2 protein-coding genes are annotated in these 2,199 nt (G+C 46.3%); both read left to right on the top strand.

All coding sequences use genetic code 11. The features are described from left to right. Positions 1 to 170 precede the first annotated feature (170 nt). Positions 171 to 1,277 (top strand): glycosyltransferase family 4 protein, encoded by a 1,107-nt coding sequence (locus PSE7429_RS22590; protein WP_009629721.1) that lies wholly within the window; start codon positions 171 to 173, stop codon positions 1,275 to 1,277. 153 nt (positions 1,278 to 1,430) lie between these two features. Beyond that, complete coding sequence (gene tsf, locus PSE7429_RS22585) at positions 1,431 to 2,072, top strand: translation elongation factor Ts (protein ID WP_009629720.1); 642 nt, start codon at positions 1,431 to 1,433, stop codon at positions 2,070 to 2,072. The last annotated feature ends 127 nt before the right edge of the window (positions 2,073 to 2,199 follow it).

Genomic DNA, 2,199 nt, shown 5'->3' with positions numbered 1-2,199 from the left:
GCGCACGCTGCGCGTGCGCCGCAGGCTTCAGATCTGGATTTTAATTATGCTGAGGTACTTATCGGAATTATGTCAATTCCATGTTTATATTCGATGTGCTTTTCGTCAATCCAGTGCTATGCTTGCAAGCATAAATTTGCCTAATCACAACCCTCAATTTTATTCTTGTAATGCTGCATCCAACTGCCATTCCTTACTTGGTCGCCTTTGCAGTATCTGCGATCGTAGTGTGGCTGAGTACGCCGATAATTCGTCATTTTGGACTCAAAGCAGGACTCGTAGACAAGCCCAACCATCGCAAGATGCATACAACACCTGTTGTACGAGTCGGTGGCGTAGCAATTTTTTTAGGAAGTGTATCCGCTCTTTTACTAGTTTGGGCAGGGGGCTATTTTGGGATATTACCGCAAACTAGGGAATATGAAGTCTGGGGGGTAACCATCGGCGGAGCCGCATTTTTCCTAATTGGTTTTGCCGATGACCTATTTAATTTACCGCCCTTGCCCCGATTAATTGCCCAACTAGCCGTATCTGCTGCTGCTTGGCGGGTTGGTGTAAGAATCGACTTTATCTCCGTACCATTTCTTGGCATTATCAAGTTTGGCTGGTTCAGCTTACCTATTACGATGGTATGGCTATCGGGCATGGCAAATGCGATCAATTGGCTTGATGGATTGGATGGGCTTGCCGCAGGGGTGACCACGATCGCCGCAGCGGTCATTTTAATTACGAGTCTATTTATGCAGCAACCAGCAGCAGCATTGATCGCTGCGGCTCTCGCTGGAGGATGTCTCGGATTTTTGCGCTATAACTTTAAGCCCAAAAGTTCTGCGGAAATCTTTATGGGCGATGGGGGAGCTTATTTTTTGGGTTTTACCCTTGCGGGCGTAAGTGTCATTGGGTTGGTCAAGGCTGTGGCAACGGTTGCGCTGATTATGCCCTATATGATTCTTGCCGTACCAATTGTTGATGCGACCGCAGTAATTTTGCAACGCCTTGGCAAGGGCGAGTCGCCAATGTCGGCAGGCAAGCAGCATTTGCACCATCGCCTAGTTCAAGCGGGAGTATCAAAGCGGCTAACCGTTTTATTTATCTATGCGCTTACGCTGTGGGTGGGGAGTATTGCGATGGCTGTATCTGGGATGCCTGCGGGGGGAACCTATGCGGCAATTAGTACGGGCTTAATGCTTTATGCATGTATTAAAGTATGGCAAAGAATTAAAGCGAAAGAGCTGCGATCGCAAAAAGAGCAAGCTTCACAGGCTAGCGATACTTAATTGGCGATCAACCGCAATTTTCAAAACCCTGTGTACATGGAATTGTGATAACTTAGAGTACTGCAAACAACATTTTAGAGATATTTTCGGCAACGAGCAAAACTCCAAGCTCCTCGAAATGTTGCCCTAGACATCCCAAACAAGCTTATTAATATGGCAGACATTACAACCCAACAAATTCAAGAGTTACGTGCGAGAACTGGCGCGGGTATCAAAGACTGTAAAGCCGCCCTCGTTGACTCCAGTGGTGATTTTACCAAGGCAACCGAATACCTAAGACAAAAGGGGCTAGCCTCTGCTGTTAAAAAAGCAAGCCGCGCTGCTACCGAAGGTATCGTCCATAGCTACATTCACTTTGGCAGCCGTATTGGTGTGCTAGTTGAAGTTAACTGCGAAACTGACTTTGTAGCCCGTCGCGATGAACTAAAAGAATTAGCTGACAATGTAGCTAAGCAAATTGCTGCTTGTCCTAACGTGGAATATGTCAGTGTTGCTGATATCCCTGCTGCATTTGTCGAAAGCGAAAAGCAAATTGAAGCTGGTAAGGAAGATCTCGCTAGCAAGCCTGAGGCGATCCGCGACAAGATCGTGCTTGGTCGTATCGAAAAGCGTCTGAAAGAGCTTTGCTTGTTAGATCAGCCCTTTATCAAAGACCAAAGCATCACTGTTGATGAACTAGTTAAATTAACTGGTACAAAACTTAGTGAAAATGTCAAGGTGCGCCGCTTCGTTCGTTTTGTAGTTGGTGAAGAGCTAGCTTCCGAGAAAAAGGAAAATGATGAAGCTTCAGCATAGGATTTCCTCGATCGCTGTATCCTAACTGATGTTACGCCCTATCCATAAATAGACCTAGACAATAAAACCTGTGGTGCACGCGCAGCGTGCGCCGCAGGTTTTAGCTCTGGATTTTAATTACGTAGTA

Origin of the sequence: Pseudanabaena biceps PCC 7429, assembly GCF_000332215.1 — a bacterium.
GTDB lineage: Bacteria > Cyanobacteriota > Cyanobacteriia > Pseudanabaenales > Pseudanabaenaceae > Pseudanabaena > Pseudanabaena biceps.
This window is presented reverse-complemented; position numbering and strand designations above follow the sequence as displayed.

What these genes read in the sequence shown, in the direction of transcription:
- PSE7429_RS22590 (WP_009629721.1), top strand. Translation starts at nt 171, where the DNA reads ATGCTGCATCCAACTGCCATTCCTTACTTGGTCGCCTTTGCAGTATCT.
- tsf (WP_009629720.1), top strand. Translation starts at nt 1,431, where the DNA reads ATGGCAGACATTACAACCCAACAAATTCAAGAGTTACGTGCGAGAACT.